This window comes from Micromonospora sp. Utrum1 (genome assembly GCF_057197805.1).
Window position 1 is genome coordinate 7,246,335 of record NZ_CM170071.1, and the last position, 16,611, is coordinate 7,262,945.

Sequence of the window (16,611 nt, forward strand, 5' to 3'; positions counted from 1 at the left end):
GTCAGCCCGTGATGGTCAACTTAACCGGCTCGCTGAGCTTGGTGCCCACCCGGGCGAAGACCTGGTAGGTGCCGATCGGGGCGTACTTCCCGTTGGCCACGCCGTTGGCGCAGCTGTTGTCCAGCTTGCCGTTCCAGCCCAGCTCGTAGGAGCGCTCGAAGTTCGGCGTGAACGACTGCACGTCGGAGCCCTTGCCGGTGCCGCAGGTGTCCGAGGACCAGATCCGGTTCGCGCCGGCCTTGATGTAGAGCTCCTGCAAGTCGGCCCCGACATCCCGGCTGCACGTACGCCCCGAGATGTTCTTGACCTTGAGCCGCAGGGTGACCGTCGTGCCCCGCTGCGCGGTGGCCGGCAACGCCACCGGCATCACCTGGAGCTCCGAGTCGGTGCAGGTGCCGTCGTCGGCCACCGGGGCGGCCGGCGCACCACCGTCGTTCGTGCCGGTGCCACCGCCGTTGTCTGTCCCCGTGCCGCCGCCGTCGCTCGTACCGCTGCCGTCACCCGTGCCGCTGCCGGCACCCGAGTCGCCCGCGGTGGGCGACGGGCTGGTGGACTGTGGGGTCAGCAGGGAGCCGGTCGGCCCCGGGGCCGCCGTGCCGCTCGGGGACGCACCGCTGGTGGGCGCGCCGTTGTTGCGCTCGGTGCCGGTGCACGAATAGAGCAGGACAATCAGGAAGAGCAGCCCGGCTCCGAGTACCACGGCGCGACGCCGCCAGTACACGTTGGGAGGCAGAGGGCCGACCGTCAGACGCATGATGCGTTCACCGTAACGGCGCGACGCCCGGCCCGCCGGTGCGACGCGCCGGGAAGCCTTCGCCCCGCTCCACCGCCGCCCACAATGGACATCTCGGGTCACCGAACGGGGCCATCCGGCCACCGCCGGTCAGAGGTAGACCTTGCGCTGGTAGACGGCGTGCGCACCGGCCACCCGGTCGAGGAAGAGCAGGCCGGCGCAGTGGTCGATCTCGTGCTGGAGCGCCCGGGCCTCGAACCCGTCGGTCACCAGCCGCACCGGGTCACCGCTGCCCGGCAGCACGGCCTCGACCACGAGGCGGCTGGCCCGCTTCACGTCACCGGTCAGGTCGGGCACCGACATGCAGCCCTCCCGCCCGGCCTTCCAGCGGCTCGCCTCCACCACGGCGGCGTTGCAAAGCACGAAGGTTCCGTGCACGGTGACCGCCTTCGGGTGCCCGGTCACGTCCACGGCGAACACCTGGGCGCTCACCCCGACCTGCGGCGCGGCCAGACCCACGCAGCCCGGCGACACCCGCATGGTGGCGACCAGGTCGGCGGCGAGCTGGACCACCTCGGCCGAGGTCGGGTCGACTGCGGGCCCGGGCCGGCTGAGCACCGGGTCGGGCGCGGCCACCACCGGGCGTACCTCGCCGGCCAGGCCGAGCTTCTCCGGGGTCCAGCCGCTTAGGCCGGCGTACTCCTCCGCCGTCACAGCAGGTCCGTGTCCGCCGGGCGGAGGCTTACCCCGACGCCCAGCTCCCCGGCGGTACGGGCGAGCCGGCCCGCCACCTCGTCGGCGCTGCCCGGCGGCAACTCGACCTCGGCGACCACCACATAGAGCGAACCGGTCAGCCGGGTGCTCAGGTCGGTCACGTTGCCGCCCGCGTCGGTCAGCACCCGGGTCATCGCCGCGACGATGCCCATCCGGTCCGCGCCGTGCACCGCCATCACGTACGGCTCGCCGGCCGGCGCGGTCTGCCCGTCGGGGGTGACCGCGCGTACGGTCGCCAGCAGATGCCCCTCGGCGGCGAGCGGGGCCAGCGCGGCCTCGACGTCGGCGGCGGCCGGGCCCACGCAGATCAAGGTCATCGCGAAGTGTCCCCGCAACCGGGTCATCGTCGAGTCGGTGAGGTTCGCGCCGAGCCGCGCGAGGACCTCGGCGACGTCGGCCACGATGCCCGGCCGGTCCCGGCCGATGACGGTGATCGCGAGCTCGTTCATCCGGACATTCTGCCCGGTCGCCGCCGGTCCGCCGCGACGGCCCGCCCGGCCCGCCCAACCTGCGGGAAAGCCGCCCGTGACATCATCGGCGGCGCGATGTCTGAGCCCACTTTCGCCACCCAGGTCAGCCGGTGGTACGAACGCAACGCCCGCGACCTGCCGTGGCGCGAGCCGGGAATCGGTGCCTGGGCGATCCTGGTCAGCGAGGTCATGCTCCAGCAGACCCCGGTGGTCCGGGTGCTGCCCGCCTGGGAGGCGTGGCTGGCCCGCTGGCCGACCCCGGCCGCGCTGGCCGACGACACCCCCGCCGAGGCGATCCGGATGTGGGGCCGCCTCGGCTACCCCCGCCGGGCGGTACGCCTGCGCGACTGCGCGGTGGCCATCGTGGAACGGCACGGCGGCGCGGTGCCGGAGCGGCTCGACCAACTGCTGGCGCTGCCCGGCGTCGGCACCTACACGGCCCGGGCGGTGGCGGCCTTCGCGTACGGGCAGCGGCACCCCGTGGTCGACACCAACGTCCGGCGGGTGGTGTGCCGGGCGATCGCCGGCGAGCCCGACGCCGGACCGGCCACCCGCCCCGCCGACCTGGTCGCCACCGAGGAACTGCTGCCGGTCGAGCCCGCCGCGGCCGCGCTGGCCAGCGCGGCGTTCATGGAACTCGGGGCGGTGGTCTGCACCGCCCGCGCCCCGCGCTGCGCGGTGTGCCCCGTCGAGTCGCTCTGCGCGTGGCGCGCCTCCGGCCAGCAGGCCCCGGCCGGCCCGACCCGCCGCCCCCAGCGCTACGCCGGCACCGACCGGCAGGTACGCGGTCTGCTCCTCGCGGTGCTCCGCGACGCCCCCGGGCCGGTGCCGCACCAGCGGCTCGACCAGGTCTGGCACGACGACGTGCAGCGGGCCCGGGCGCTGGCCGGGCTGGTCACCGACGGCCTGGTCGAGCCGGTCGGCGAGGAGGCCTTCCGGCTCATCGGCGACGGCCCTCCGGTCCCCCTCCCCCGCCCCTGACCCACCAGCCCGGTCCCGGCCGGCTCGGCACGAGAAAAGGCGACGGCCCCGGTGGCTTTCGCCTACCGGGGCCGTCGCCCTCGATCAGTTGCCCGAACTTACGCGGCGTCGTCCGCGCCCGTGGCGGCGGTGCCGCCGAGGTCCGCCGGGACCGCGTCCGGCACGGCCACCGGCCGGTCGGCGCCCCGGAAGACGAGCTTGGACTTGTCGATGTTGTCGGGGTCGCCCTCGCAGTCCACCACCACGATCTGACCCGGGGTCAGCTCGTTGAAGAGGATCCGCTCGGACAGGTTGTCCTCGATGTCGCGCTGGATCGTGCGACGCAGCGGCCGCGCGCCCAGCACCGGGTCGAAACCCTTCTTCGCCAGGTACTTCTTGGCGTTGTCGGTCAGCTCCAGGCCCATGTCCTTGTTCCTCAGCTGCGTCTCGATCCGGGCGATCATGATGTCCACGATCTGGAGGATCTCGTTCTCGCGCAGCTGGTGGAAGACGATGGTGTCGTCGATCCGGTTGAGGAACTCGGGCCGGAAGTGCTGCTTGAGCTCGTCGTTGACCTTCTGCTTCATCCGGTCGTAGTTCGACTCGGAGTCCTCAGAGGCCTGGAAGCCCAGCGACACCGCCTTGGCGACGTCCCGCGTGCCGAGGTTGGTGGTCAGGATGATGACCGTGTTCTTGAAGTCCACGATCCGACCCTGGCCGTCGGTGAGCCGCCCGTCCTCCAGGATCTGGAGGAGCGTGTTGAACACGTCCGGGTGGGCCTTCTCGATCTCGTCGAAGAGGACCACCGAGAACGGCCGACGACGCACCTTCTCGGTCAGCTGCCCGCCCTCGTCGTAGCCGACGTAGCCGGGAGGGGCACCCACCAGCCGGGACACCGTGTACCGGTCGTGGAACTCGGACATGTCCAGCTGGATGAGGGCGTCCTCGCTGCCGAACAGGAACTCGGCGAGCGCCTTGGAGAGCTCGGTCTTACCGACACCGGACGGGCCGGCGAAGATGAACGAGCCGGACGGGCGCTTCGGGTCCTTCAGGCCCGCCCGGGTACGCCGGATCGCCTTCGAGACCGCCTTGACCGCGTCCTCCTGGCCGATGACGCGCTTGTGCAGCTCGTCCTCCATGCGCAGCAGGCGCGAGGTCTCCTCCTCGGTCAGCTTGTAGACCGGGATGCCGGTCCAGTTGCCGAGCACCTCGGCGATCTGCTCGTCGTCGACCTCGCTGACGACGTCCAGGTCACCGGCCTTCCACTCCTTCTCCCGCTGGGCCTTCTGCCCGAGGAGCTGCTTCTCCTTGTCGCGGAGCTGGGCAGCGCGCTCGAAGTCCTGCGCGTCGATCGCGGACTCCTTGTCGCGGCGGACCTGGGCGATCCGCTCGTCGAAGTCACGCAGGTCTGGCGGCGCGGTCATCCGGCGGATGCGCATCCGGGCGCCGGCCTCGTCGATCAGGTCGATCGCCTTGTCCGGCAGGAAGCGGTCGGAGATGTAGCGGTCGGCCAGGGTGGCCGCCGCGACGAGAGCCGCGTCGGTGATGCTCACCCGGTGGTGCGCCTCGTAGCGGTCCCGCAGGCCCTTGAGGATCTCGATGGTGTGGGCCAGCGAGGGCTCACCCACCTGGATCGGCTGGAAGCGGCGCTCGAGAGCGGCGTCCTTCTCCAGGTGCTTGCGGTATTCATCCAGGGTGGTGGCGCCGATGGTCTGCAGCTCGCCACGGGCCAGCATCGGCTTGAGGATGCTGGCGGCGTCGATCGCGCCCTCGGCGGCACCCGCACCCACCAGGGTGTGGATCTCGTCGATGAACAGGATGATGTCGCCGCGGGTGCGGATCTCCTTGAGCACCTTCTTGAGGCGCTCCTCGAAGTCACCGCGGTAGCGGGAACCGGCGACCAGGGCACCGAGGTCGAGGGTGTAGAGCTGCTTGTCCTTCAGCGTCTCGGGCACCTCGCCCTTGATGATCTTCTGGGACAGCCCCTCCACCACGGCGGTCTTGCCGACGCCGGGCTCACCGATCAGGACCGGGTTGTTCTTGGTGCGGCGGGACAGCACCTGCATGACCCGCTCGATTTCCTTCTCGCGCCCGATGACCGGGTCGAGCTTGCCCTCGCGGGCGGCCTGGGTCAGGTTGCGGCCGAACTGGTCCAGCACGAGGCTGGTCGACGGCGCGGCCTCGCCCGGCGCGGCGCCCGCCGCGGCCGGCTCCTTGCCCTGGTAGCCGGAGAGCAGCTGGATCACCTGCTGGCGGACCCGGTTGAGGTCGGCGCCGAGCTTGACCAGCACCTGGGCGGCGACGCCCTCGCCCTCACGGATCAGGCCGAGCAGGATGTGCTCCGTGCCGATGTAGTTGTGGCCGAGCTGCAGCGCCTCGCGCAGCGACAGCTCCAGCACCTTCTTGGCCCGCGGCGTGAACGGGATGTGCCCGCTCGGCGCCTGCTGGCCCTGGCCGATGATCTCCTCGACCTGCTGACGGACGCCCTCGAGGGAGATGCCGAGGCTCTCCAGGGCCTTTGCCGCGACACCCTCACCCTCGTGGATCAGGCCCAGCAGGATGTGCTCCGTACCGATGTAGTTGTGGTTGAGCATCCGGGCCTCTTCTTGGGCCAGGACGACAACCCGTCGCGCTCGGTCGGTGAACCGCTCGAACATGCCCTCGTGCTCCTCACGTGCCGTGCGCCTTGATGGTCAGATCTCGGCGGGGCCGGTGCGCGGACGTCCGGGACGGGCGTCCGTGCCTCCTTACTCTATCGCCGCGGACCGACTCCGCTGAGGTCGTGTGTCCCCGCGAATGGCCGTTCACGCGTCGTTTCTGACAACCGTCCACGCTCAGGAGGTGTTCCGGTACCCCAGCCTGTACGCGCAGAGCGAAATTCGACCGCCGGTGGAAAAGCCCGGTCGAGGGGCTCGGGGCGGGGGCGTGGCGCCCGGCCGCGGTCTTCCACAACCTGTGGACAGCATCTCCACCGCCTGTGGACAACTGCCCCGGAGGCCCGTTTCTTCCCGAGTCGCGGAGACCCCGCGGCGCAGCCGGCGCGGACCGGACAGACGGCGCAGCCGGGCGGAAACGCCGACGCCGGCCCGGAGTGGCACTCCGGTCCGGCGTCGTGTCGCCCGCTGCGGGGGTCGTCGGGGTCAGTGCCCCGCCTTCGCGTGGTACTCGTCCACGATCTCCTGCGGGATGCGCCCCCGGTCGGAGATGTCCTTGCCGGCCTTCCTGGCCCAGGCCCGGATGGCCTTGTTCTGCTCGCGGTCGGCGGTCGCGCCGCCGCGCCCGCGCGCGGCCCGGCCACCCACGACCACACCGCCGCGGCCGACCTTCGTCCCGTGCGCGATGTACTGCGCGAATACGTCACGCAATTTTTCAGCGTTGGAAGCCGAGAGGTCGATCTCGTACTGCACACCGTCGAGCGCGAACTTGACGGTCTCGTCAGCGTCCCCGCCGTCCAGGTCATCGACCAGCTTGTGAATGATCTGCTTGGCCACGTCCCACATTCCTTTCGAGCAGGGTTGCGATCCTGCAATACAGGAGCACAATAACCCGGCCGCTGCTTCCTCCGTCAATGGGATGCGGTAACGACCCGGAGAAGCTTCTGCGCTACTCCGGCCGGACCAACGGGAACAGGATGGTTTCCCGAATTCCCAGGCCGGTCAGCGCCATCAAGAGCCGGTCGATTCCCATTCCCATACCACCGGCCGGCGGCATTCCGTACTCCATCGCCCGGAGAAAGTCCTCGTCCAGCCGCATGGCCTCGTCGTCGCCCCGGGCCGCGAGCTGCGCCTGGGCCACCAGCCGCTCCCGCTGAACCACCGGGTCGACCAGCTCGGAGTACGCGGTGCCCAGCTCGAAACCGAGCACGTAGAGGTCCCACTTCTCGGCCAGGCCCGGCTCGCTGCGGTGGGCCCGGGTCAGCGGGCTGGTCTCCTCCGGGTAGTCGCAAACGAAGGTGGGCGCCTGCAGCGACGGGACCACCAGCTCCTCGAAAAGCTCCTCGGCCAGCTTGCCCGGGCCCCACTTCGGGTCGACGGAGAGACCGACCTTGTCGGCGTACTCGACCAGGCGTGACCTTTCGGTGCGGACGGTGACCTCCTCACCGAGCGCTTCGGAAAGGACACCGAACAGCGAGACCGAGCGCCACTCGCCGCCCAGATCGAACTCGCGGCCGTCGGCGTGGGTTACCACCGTCGAGCCGGCGACCGCGAGGGCCGCCTGCTGCACGAGATTTCGGGTCAGCTCGGCCATCGTGTTGTAGTCGCCGTACGCCTGGTAGGTCTCGAGCATCGCGAACTCGGGCGAGTGCGAGGAGTCGATGCCCTCATTCCGGAAGTTGCGGTTGATCTCGAAGACCCGGTCGACGCCACCGACGACCGCACGCTTGAGAAACAGTTCCGGCGCGATTCGCAGATACAGATCGGTGTTCAGCGCATTGCTGTGGGTCACGAATGGGCGGGCCGCCGCGCCGCCGTGCAGCAGCTGGAGCATCGGGGTCTCGACCTCGATGAAGTCCTGCCCGTGCAGGGTGTCCCGGAGGCTGCGCACCGCGGTGGCCCGGGTGCGCACCATCTGCCGGGCCTGCGGTCGCACCACCAGGTCCACGTAGCGCTGGCGGACCCGGGCCTCCTCGCTCAACGGCTTGTGCGCCACGGGCAGCGGGCGCAGCGCCTTGGCGGTGACCGCCCACTCCTCGACCAGCACCGACAGCTCGCCGCGCCGGCTGGTGATCACCTCACCGGTCACCCCGACGTGGTCGCCGAGATCGACCAGCCGCTTCCAGTCGTCCAGCCGCTCCGCGCCGACCCGGTCCAGGGAGAGCATCGCCTGGAGTTCGGTGCCGTCGCCGTCCCGCAGCGTGGCGAAGCAGAGCTTGCCGGTGTTGCGCACGAAGATCACGCGGCCGGTGACCGAGACCCGGTCGCCGGTGGCCGTGTCGATGGGCAGATCGGCGTACCGCTCGCGGATCTTCGCCAGCGTGCTGGTCCGCGGGAAGCCCACGGGGTACGGCTCGACGCCCTCGGCGAGCATCCGGTCCCGCTTCTCCCGGCGGACCTTCATCTGCTCCGGAAGGTCGTCGGCGGGGTCTACTGGCAGGGCGTTCTGCTCGGTCACGGCACGCTTCCTCAGACGGAGAATTCGGGCGGGGTCAGGCCCCGAGCGTACTCAAGGGCCCGCCGGGTCGTTACGGGATAACCTGCCCGCCATGACCGACCCCACTGAGGCCCTCTCGTTCGGCACGGCCGCCGCCGACTACGACCGGTACCGGCCCCGCTATCCCGAGGCGGCGCTGCGGTGGGCGCTCGACGACCTCAGCCGGCCCGCCCGGGTCGTCGACCTGGGCGCCGGCACCGGGATCGTCAGCCGCGGCCTGCTCGCCCTCGGCCACGAGGTGACCGCCGTCGAGCCCGACCCGGGGATGCGGGCCCAGTTCGAGGCAGCCACGCCGGGCGTCGCCGCCCGGGCCGGCAGCGCCGAGTCGGTCCCGCTGCCCGACGGGTACGCGGACGCGGTGCTGGTCGGCCAGGCGTACCACTGGTTCGACCGGGAGCGGGCGCACCCGGAGATCGCCCGGGTGCTGCGGGCCGGTGGCATCTTCGCGGCGATCTGGAACCTCCGGGACGACCGGGTCGGCTGGGTGACCGAGCTGAGCCGGATCGCCGAGATCGGGGAAACGGTCGACCACCTGCGCGAGACCGTGACCGGCTTCGGCCCCCGGTTCGCGGCGCCCGAGTGGGCCGTGTTCGACCACGCCACCCCGCTGGCCCCGGACGAGCTGCTCGGGATGGTGCGCACCCGCTCGCACTACCTGACCGCCGGCCCGGACCGACGCCGTGAGGTCGACGCGGAGCTGCGCGATCTCCTCGCCACCCACCCCGACCTGGCCGGCCGGCGCAGCCTGGACCTCCCCTACCGCACCCTGGTCGCCCGGGCGCGGCGCCACTGAGCCCTCCGCGCGGCCGGCCGCCGCACTAGCCTCGGCCCATGGCCGACGTGACCCAGGCACTCTCCTTCGGCGCCGCCGCCGCCGAGTACGACCGGTTCCGCCCCCGCTATCCCGAGGCGGCGCTGCGCTGGGCGCTGGACGGGCTGGCCGCCCCGGCCCGGGTGGTGGACCTCGGCGCGGGCACCGGCATCCTCACCCGCGGCGTGCTCGCCCTCGGTCACGAGGTCGTACCCGTGGAGCCGGATCCGGGCATGCGGGCGCAACTGGCTGCCGCCACCCCGGGCACGACGGCGCTGGCCGGCAGCGCCGAGGCCGCGCCGCTGCCGGACGGGGCGGCGGACGCCGTGCTGGTCGGCCAGGCCTACCACTGGTTCGACCGGGAGCCCGCACACGCCGAGATCGCCCGGGTGCTGCGCCCGGGCGGCACGTTCGCCCCGATCTGGAACACCCGGGACGAGGGCGTGGACTGGGTGGCGGAGCTGGGCCGGGTCGCCCACCTCGGCGACAACGCCGGCAGCGTGGTGGAGAAGTACGCCGACTTCGGCCCCGCCTTCCTGCCGGTCGAGCTGGGCGAGTTCACCCACACCACCACCCTCACGCCCGACGAGGTGGCCGCCATGCTGCACACCCGGTCCTACTGGCTGACCGCCACGCCGGCCGAGCGGGAACGGGTCGACCGGGCGCTGCGGGAGCTGTTCGCCACCCACCCCGACCTGGCCGGCCGGGCGACGGTCGAGCTGCCCTACCGCACCCTCGTCCTGCGCTCCCGGCGGCGCTGAGGCTCAGTTGTTGCGCTCGTAGACCATCCGCAGGCCGATCAGGGTGATCATCGGCTCGTGGTGGGTGATGGTGCGGCACTCGCTGAGCACCAGCGAGGCCAGGCCGCCGGTGGCGATGACCGCCCGCACCTCGCCCAGTTCCTCGATCATCCGCTCGACGATCCGGTCCACCTGGCCGGCGAAGCCGAAGTAGAGGCCGGCCTGGAGGCACTCGACGGTGTTCTTGCCGATCACCGAACGGGGCCGGGTGGCCTCCACCTTGCGCAGTTGGGCGGCGCGGGCGGCGAGCGCGTCGAAGGAGATCTCGATGCCCGGCGCGAACGCGCCACCGAGGAACTCGCCCCGGTCGCTGATCACGTCGAAGTTGGTGGTGGTGCCGAAGTCCACCACGATCGACGGCCCACCGTAGAGGGTGTAGGCGGCCAGGGTGTTCACCACCCGGTCCGCGCCGACCTCCTTGGGGTTGTCGATGGCGAGCTGCACGCCGGTGCGCACGCCGGGCTCGACGATCACGCTGGGCAGGTCGGCGTAGTAGCGGGCCAGCATGGTGCGCAGCGAGCGCAGCGCGGCCGGCACTGTCGAGCAGGCCGCCACCCCGGTGATCTCCACGGCGTCCCCGGCCAGCAGGCCCCGGAACATCAGACCCAGCTCGTCCGCGGTGGAGCGGGCATCGGTCTTGATCCGCCAGTTGTGCACCAGCTTGTCGCCGTCGAAGGTCGCCAGCACGGTGTTGGTGTTCCCGATGTCGATGCAGAGCAGCACAGCGGCAGCCTAGACGGTCATTCCTCGCGCAGATCCAGGGCGATGTCCAGGATCGGCGAGGAGTGGGTCAGCGCGCCGACGGAGAGGAAGTCGACGCCGGTCGCCCCGTACTCGGCGGCCACCGGCAGGGTGAGCCCGCCGGTCGCCTCCAGCTCCGCCCGGTCGCCCACTGAGGCGACCACCTCACGCAGCTGCGCCGGGGTCATGTTGTCCAGCAGCAGGAAGCCGGCGCCGGCCTCGACCGCCTCCACCGCCTCCACCAGGGTGTCCACCTCGACCTGCACCGGCACGTCCGGGAACGCCTCCCGCACCCGGCGGAAGGCGGCCGCGACCCCGCCCGCGGCGATTTTGTGGTTGTCCTTGATCATGGCGACGTCGTGCAGGCCCATCCGCTTGTTGGTGCCGCCGCCGGCGCGGACCGCGTACTTCTCCAGGGCCCGCAGGCCGGGAGTGGTCTTGCGGGTGTCCAGCACCATCGCCTTGGTGCCGGCCAGCGCGTCGGCCCACGCCCGGGTGTGGGTGGCCACCCCGGACATCCGGGAGAGCAGGTTCAGCGCCGTCCGCTCGGCGGTGAGCAGCAGCCGGGTCGGGCCGGTCACCGTGGCCAGCACGTCGCCGCGCGCCACCCGCTGACCGTCGTGGGCAACCAGCGACACCTCGACGGTACGGTCCGCGCCGGTCACCTCTCCGACCAGCTCGAACACGGCCGCGGCCACCGGCAGCCCGGCCACCACGCCGTCGGCGCGGGCGACCAGGTCGGCGGTGTCGTTCTGCGCGTCCGGGATGGTGGCGACGCTGGTGACGTCGAGGAAGTCCGCGCCCAGGTCCTCGGTGAGCGCGTCGACGACCACCCGTCGGACCCGCTCCGGGTCCAGGCCACCGGCCCGCAGCGCCCGCTCCGTCGACTCCCTCACTGTGACTCCTTCGTTCGCGACTGCGGGGCTCGCAAGACCGGCTCACTCCTCGCGCTCACTGTGCCTCCCAGCGCTCGGTCAGAAAACCCTCCGCCCCGACGGCGGCCACGAGGTGGCCGCGCCACCGCTCATCGGCCGTCGGGAAGTCCTCCCGCCAGTGGCAGCCCCGGGTCTCCCGGCGGGCGTACGCGGCGGCGACCAGGGTCGACGCCACGGTGATCAGGTTCGTCGCCTCCCAGTCGGCGGTCCGCGGCACGCCCCGGGCCTGGCCCAGCTCGGTGAGGGTGGCGGCGGTCCCGGCGAGGGTCGGCGCCGACCGGAGCACGCCCGCGCCCCGGGTCATCGCCCGTTGCAGGACGGGCGTGGCCTCCGCCGGCACCAGCCAGCCCTGGCCGCCCACCCAGGCGCCGGTCTCCGCCGGCTTCGCCTGCTCGGGCAGCCCGGCGGCGATGTCCTCGGCGATCCGGCGGGAGAAGACCAGCCCCTCCAGCAGCGAGTTGCTGGCCAGCCGGTTGGCGCCGTGCACGCCGGTGCAGGCGACCTCGCCGCAGGCGTACAGGCCGGGGATGGAGGTGCGGCCGCGCAGGTCGGTGCGGACGCCGCCGGAGGCGTAGTGGGCGGCCGGGGCGACCGGGATCAGGTCGGTGGCCGGGTCCACCCCGATGGCCAGGCAGGAGGCGACGATGGTCGGGAAGCGCCGGGCCAGGAAGTCGCCGCCGAGGTGGCGGGCGTCCAGCCAGACGTGGTCCGCGCCGGTGGCCAGCAGCACCCGGTGGATGCCCTTGGCCACCACGTCCCGGGGCGCCAGCTCGGCCAGCTCGTGCTGGCCCACCATGAACCGCTTGCCGTCGCCGTCGACCAGGTGGGCGCCCTCGCCGCGCAGCGCCTCGGAGACCAGCGGCTGCTGAGCGAGGCCGGCCCCCGGCCCACCGGCCGGCACCATCAGCGCGGTCGGGTGGAACTGCACGAACTCCAGGTCGGTGACCGCCGCGCCGGCCCGCAGGGCGAGCGCCACGCCGTCGCCGGTGGAGACCGCCGGGTTGGTGGTGGCCGCGAAGACCTGGCCCATCCCGCCGGTGGCCAGCACCACGGCCCGGCCCAGGATGGCCCCGACGCCGTCCTCGCTGCCCTCACCGAGCACGTGCAGGGTGATCCCGCAGGCCGGGCCGAGCCCGTCCGGCCCGTCGCCGGGGGCGCGCAGCAGGTCCAGCACCAGGGCGTGCTCGACCAGCCGGATCCACGGGTCGCGGCGGACCGCGGCGTGCAGCGCCCGCTGCACCTCGGCCCCGGTGGCGTCGCCGCCGGCGTGCACGATCCGGTCGGCCCGGTGGCCACCCTCGCGGGTGAGCATCAGCGAGCCGTCAGGGTTGCGGTCGAACTCCGCCCCGATCCGCATCAGCTCGCGCAGCCGGGTCGGGCCCTCCTCGACCAGCACCCGGACGGCCGCCGGGTCGCAGAGGCCCACCCCGGCCACCTCGGTGTCGTACGCGTGCGCGGCCGGGGTGTCCGCCGGGTCGAGCACCGCGGCGATGCCGCCCTGCGCCCAGCGGGTCGAGCCCTCGTCGATGTTGACCTTGGTGACCACGGTGACGTGCAGCCCGGCCTCGCGCAGGTGCAGCGCGGCGGTCAGCCCGGCGACCCCGGAGCCGACGACGATCACGTCGGTGGTCTCCACCCAGCCGGGGGCGGGCGCGGCGAGCAGCCTCGGCAGGGCCGGCAGGTCGACGGTCGGAAGGTCCATGAGCACAGTCAACCCGAAGGCCCCTCATCCCGGGCGGCGGGGGCGGGACGAGTGGCTTCGGCTACCTCGTCCGGACCGGCAGACCGGCCGGGCCGGCCCCCTTGAGCGAGGCGGTCACCGTGCGGTCGCTGAGCCAGAGGTAGCAGCGCACACCCCGGTCGCCGACCACCCACCGGCCGGCGCCCGGCGGGCGGACGACCACGCCGCTGCGGAACCGCAGCGTCGGGTCGTCGGGCACGCCGGCGTACTTCGCCAGGACAGTGTTGCAGCCGGTGTAGAGGGGCACCCAGTCGGCGTCCTTCTTCGGGTACGGGCGGTCCGGCGCCGCCCACACCCCGACGAACTCGGCGTCGTGCGCGGCACGGCAGTCGACCGGGGTGAGGGTCTGCACCCGGCGGGCATCCCGGCCGGTGCGCTGGCAGCCCAGCCGCAGCGGGGACGGCCCCTTGAGCGCGTCGCGCAGGCTGCCCGTCCGGGTCACCACGGTCGCGGCCGCCTCGACCGTGGTCAACTCGGTCAGGTCGCAGCGGTACCAGCGGGAGCCGGCCGCCCAGCCGGGGCCGGTGGGCAGCGCCACGGCCAGCCGCAGCCGGCCGGCCCGCCAGTTGTCGCCGACGTAGCCGCCGGCCCGCGTGTCGCACTCGGCGAAGGCGGCCCGCAGCTCGGCCGATGCGAGCCCAGGCGGGCTGGACCGCTCGACGGTGAACGCCCCCACGTGCACCGTCTCCACCCGGTGCGGCAGGTCACAGCCGACCGGGTCGTAGCCGGACAGGCCCACGGTGGGGATGAAGTCGGCGACCTGGCAGACCCCGGCGGCCGGGGTGAACGCGCCGGCCGCCGGCAGGGCGCCCCAGTCGTCGGTGAGATCCCCGTCGAGCCCGCCCGACGAGGCACAGCCGGCCAGCGCCACTCCCGCGACCACCGCGGCGACGAGGCTGCGCATCGCACGGCCCATCGCGCCTCCCCCAGCCCGACGACCGTCGATTCCGACGGTCCGCCCAGGGTAGCCGAAAATGACCTTCCGGTAACAGAGCGCGCTCCCCGCCCGTCCACCACTCGCCGATCTTGCAGTTGCGGCCCCGACAAATGGGTCAACCGGGGCGATCGGCGGGCACCAACTGCAAGATCGCGGGGAAAGCGGCGGGGTCAGTTCAGGGCGGCGGCCAGCGGGTTGGGGACGGGGTCGCCGGCGGTGCCGGGGGCGGCCGTGGTCGGGTCGGCGGTCAGGTCGACGACCTTGTTGTCGGCGTCGACGTGCACCACCCGGGGCTGGTAGGAGCGCGCCTCGGCGTCGTCCATCTGCCCGTACGAGATCAGGATGACCAGGTCACCGGGGTGCACCAGGTGCGCCGCGGCGCCGTTGATGCCGATCACGCCGCTGCCCCGCCGCCCCGGGATCACGTACGTCTCCAGCCGGGCGCCGTTGGTGATGTCCACGATCGCGACCTGCTCGCCGGGGATGAGGTCGGCCGCGTCGAGCAGATCCTCGTCCACCGTGACCGAGCCGACGTAGTGCAGGTCGGCCTGGGTCACCGTGGCCCGGTGGATCTTCGACTTGAGCATGGTGCGGAGCATGGGGCTGCCTTGCCTTTCCGAAGGGAGGTGGTGGGGTCAGGAACGCGGGGCGAGGTGGATCGCCGTGTTGTCGATCAGCCGGGTGGCGCCGACCCAGGCGGCGATCAGCAGCCGCGCCGCACCGGAGACCGGGCCGGGCTCCAGGTCGGCGTCGGTGAGCACCAGGTAGTCGAGGCGGGCCCCGGGCGTACCCGAGTCGAAGGCCCGGTGAGCGGTGGCCAGCACCGCCCCGGCGTCCGCGCCCTGGTCGGCGGCCTCGGCACCGGCCCGCAGCGCGGCGGAGAGGCTCAGCGCGGCCACCCGCTCCTCCGCCGACAGGTAGCGGTTGCGGCTGGACAGGGCCAGTCCGTCCGATTCCCGCACGGTCGGCACCCCGACGATCTCCGTCGGCACGTCCAGGTCGCGGACCATCCGCCGGACCAGGGTGAGCTGCTGGTAGTCCTTCTCGCCGAAGAACGCCAGGTCGGGGCGGGTGAGCTGGAGCAGCTTCATGACCACGGTGAGCACACCGTGGAAGAAGCCGGGGCGGCTCAGCCCCTCCAGGTCCTCGCCGAGCGGGCCCGGGTTCAGCCGCACCTTCGGCTGGCCCTCCGGGTACATGTCCGCCACGGCGGGGGCGAAGACCACGTCCGCGCCGGCCCGCCGGCAGATCTCCAGGTCGGCGTCGAGGGTGCGCGGGTAGCGGTCGAAGTCCTCGTTCGGACCGAACTGGAGCGGGTTCACGAAGATCGTCACGAGTACGTGGTCCGCCCGCTCCCGGGCGGCCCGCAGCAGGGCCTCGTGCCCGGCGTGCAGCGCGCCCATGGTCATCACGACGCCCACCGTGCCGGTCAGGCCCTCCCGGGCCGCCGCCAGCTCCTTGCGGGTGTGCACCAGCTCCGTCACCAGTGCCTCCTCAGTTCCGGACTGCGGGGCTCGCAGAACCGGCTCCTCGCCCTCACGCCGACACCTCGATCCGGTTCAGCACGCCCAGCAGCGGCGCCGCGTCGACCGGCCGCAGCCGGCCGGCCGCGATCGCGCGATCCGCCGTCCGTCGAGCCAACGCCAGGTAGGGGGGCACGGATTCCGGCGCGGTCGCCGCCAGCCGCTCCAGGTGCCGGCGTACGGTGCCCGCGTCGCCCCGGGAGACCGGGCCGGTGAGCGCGTCGTCGCCGAGCCGCAGGGCGTTCTCCAGGGCGGCCCGCAGGAGCGGGGCGAGCACCTTCTCCGGCCGGTCCACCCCGGCGTCGCGCAGCCGGTCGGCGGCCTCGTTGACCAGGGTCACGAGGTGGTTCGCGCCGTGCGCCAGCGCCGCGTGGTAGAGCGGGCGGTCGCCCTCGGCCACCCACTCGGGCACCCCGCCGAGGTCGGCCACCAGCCGGGCGGCGAACGCGCGCAGCTCGGCCGGGGCGGTCACCCCGTAGGAGATGCCGGCGAGGCGGGTCAGGTCGTCCGGCGTACCGGTGAAGGTCATCGCCGGGTGCAGCGCGAGCGGCCGGGCGCCGACGGCGGCGGCCGGGGCGAGGACGGCCAGCCCGTGCGCGCCGGAGGTGTGCGCGATCACCTGGCCGGGGCGGAGCGCGCCGGCACCGGCCAGGCCGGCCACCACGCCGGCGAGGGCGTCGTCGGGGACCGCCACGATCAGCAGGTCGGTAGCGGCGCGCGCCACGGCGGTCGCGGAGCGGGTCGGGGTCTCCGGCAGCAGCAGCGCCATCCGGGCCCTGGTCGCACCGGAGGCGCCGGCGGCGGCGACCACCCGGTGGCCGGCCGCGGCGAGGGCCGCGCCCAGCACCGCGCCGACCCGGCCGGCGCCGATCACACCGACCGTGAGGGTGCGCGGGAAGACGAGCGAGGCGTCGGCGGCCCGGTGCGGGGCGGCCGGACGCGAACGCAGCGGTGCGCTCATGGCAATCGATCCAGTCCTCGAAGGGGGTACCGGTCGATCGCAAGTATGCGCCGGGGCCACAGAGCCGAAACAAG

Annotated in this window: 16 protein-coding genes; 3 read left to right on the top strand and 13 right to left on the bottom strand. The window is 73.0% G+C overall.

The features are described 5' to 3' along the window. Position 1: 1 nt before the first annotated feature. From AC0OLQ_RS34190 to AC0OLQ_RS34200, 3 genes are all read right to left on the bottom strand, one after another. Positions 2-754, bottom strand: a complete 753-nt coding sequence (locus AC0OLQ_RS34190) for a hypothetical protein (protein WP_484529556.1) — start codon at positions 752-754, stop codon at positions 2-4. A gap of 129 nt (positions 755-883) precedes the next feature. Then, on the bottom strand, positions 884-1,447 hold the full coding sequence (locus AC0OLQ_RS34195) for a peptide deformylase (RefSeq protein ID WP_484529557.1): 564 nt from the start codon (positions 1,445-1,447) through the stop codon (positions 884-886). Then, positions 1,444-1,956: a glycine cleavage system transcriptional repressor gene (locus tag AC0OLQ_RS34200; protein ID WP_484529558.1), complete on the bottom strand. Its 513-nt coding sequence runs from the start codon at positions 1,954-1,956 to the stop codon at positions 1,444-1,446. The genes AC0OLQ_RS34195 and AC0OLQ_RS34200 overlap by 4 nt, the downstream gene beginning before the upstream one ends. Positions 1,957-2,052: 96 nt before the next feature. Between AC0OLQ_RS34200 and AC0OLQ_RS34205 the strand changes: the two genes are divergently transcribed. Beyond that, entirely contained in the window at positions 2,053-2,958 is a 906-nt protein-coding gene (locus AC0OLQ_RS34205) for an HhH-GPD family protein (protein ID WP_484529559.1), read from the top strand. Between the two features lie 98 nt (positions 2,959-3,056). Here the strand turns inward: AC0OLQ_RS34205 and AC0OLQ_RS34210 are convergent, their stop codons facing one another. The 3 genes from AC0OLQ_RS34210 to lysS all read right to left on the bottom strand — a co-directional run bounded on the left by AC0OLQ_RS34210 (position 3,057) and on the right by lysS (position 8,049). Then, entirely contained in the window at positions 3,057-5,594 is a 2,538-nt protein-coding gene (locus AC0OLQ_RS34210) for an ATP-dependent Clp protease ATP-binding subunit (RefSeq protein WP_046562693.1), read from the bottom strand. A gap of 483 nt (positions 5,595-6,077) precedes the next feature. Then, entirely contained in the window at positions 6,078-6,428 is a 351-nt protein-coding gene (locus AC0OLQ_RS34215) for a histone-like nucleoid-structuring protein Lsr2 (RefSeq protein WP_357334134.1), read from the bottom strand. 112 nt (positions 6,429-6,540) lie between these two features. Further along, a complete protein-coding gene (gene lysS, locus AC0OLQ_RS34220; protein WP_484529560.1) occupies positions 6,541-8,049 on the bottom strand; it encodes a lysine--tRNA ligase in 1,509 nt (502 codons plus the stop codon). A gap of 91 nt (positions 8,050-8,140) precedes the next feature. Between lysS and AC0OLQ_RS34225 the strand changes: the two genes are divergently transcribed. Both AC0OLQ_RS34225 and AC0OLQ_RS34230 read left to right on the top strand, forming a co-directional pair. Then, on the top strand, positions 8,141-8,881 hold the full coding sequence (locus tag AC0OLQ_RS34225; protein WP_484529561.1) for a class I SAM-dependent methyltransferase: 741 nt from the start codon (positions 8,141-8,143) through the stop codon (positions 8,879-8,881). Positions 8,882-8,919: 38 nt separating this feature from the next. Beyond that, entirely contained in the window at positions 8,920-9,660 is a 741-nt protein-coding gene (locus AC0OLQ_RS34230) for a class I SAM-dependent methyltransferase (RefSeq protein ID WP_484529562.1), read from the top strand. A 3-nt stretch (positions 9,661-9,663) separates the two neighbouring features. Here AC0OLQ_RS34230 and AC0OLQ_RS34235 read toward each other — a convergent pair whose 3' ends face one another. From AC0OLQ_RS34235 to AC0OLQ_RS34265, 7 genes are all read right to left on the bottom strand, one after another. Continuing rightward, entirely contained in the window at positions 9,664-10,422 is a 759-nt protein-coding gene (locus AC0OLQ_RS34235) for a type III pantothenate kinase (RefSeq protein ID WP_357334126.1), read from the bottom strand. A 17-nt stretch (positions 10,423-10,439) separates the two neighbouring features. Continuing rightward, on the bottom strand, positions 10,440-11,336 hold the full coding sequence (gene nadC / locus AC0OLQ_RS34240; protein ID WP_484529563.1) for a carboxylating nicotinate-nucleotide diphosphorylase: 897 nt from the start codon (positions 11,334-11,336) through the stop codon (positions 10,440-10,442). A gap of 55 nt (positions 11,337-11,391) precedes the next feature. Further along, positions 11,392-13,077, bottom strand: coding sequence for an L-aspartate oxidase (locus AC0OLQ_RS34245; protein WP_484529564.1), 1,686 nt, complete (start codon positions 13,075-13,077; stop codon positions 11,392-11,394). A 61-nt stretch (positions 13,078-13,138) separates the two neighbouring features. Further along, on the bottom strand, positions 13,139-14,032 hold the full coding sequence (locus AC0OLQ_RS34250; RefSeq protein ID WP_484529565.1) for a septum formation family protein: 894 nt from the start codon (positions 14,030-14,032) through the stop codon (positions 13,139-13,141). A gap of 191 nt (positions 14,033-14,223) precedes the next feature. Further along, positions 14,224-14,652 (bottom strand): aspartate 1-decarboxylase, encoded by a 429-nt coding sequence (gene panD, locus AC0OLQ_RS34255; protein WP_107078331.1) that lies wholly within the window; start codon positions 14,650-14,652, stop codon positions 14,224-14,226. A 36-nt stretch (positions 14,653-14,688) separates the two neighbouring features. Next, a complete protein-coding gene (panC, locus tag AC0OLQ_RS34260) occupies positions 14,689-15,537 on the bottom strand; it encodes a pantoate--beta-alanine ligase (protein WP_484529566.1) in 849 nt (282 codons plus the stop codon). 52 nt (positions 15,538-15,589) lie between these two features. Next, positions 15,590-16,537, bottom strand: coding sequence for a Rossmann-like and DUF2520 domain-containing protein (locus AC0OLQ_RS34265; RefSeq protein ID WP_484529567.1), 948 nt, complete (start codon positions 16,535-16,537; stop codon positions 15,590-15,592). Between the last annotated feature and the right edge of the window lie 74 nt (positions 16,538-16,611).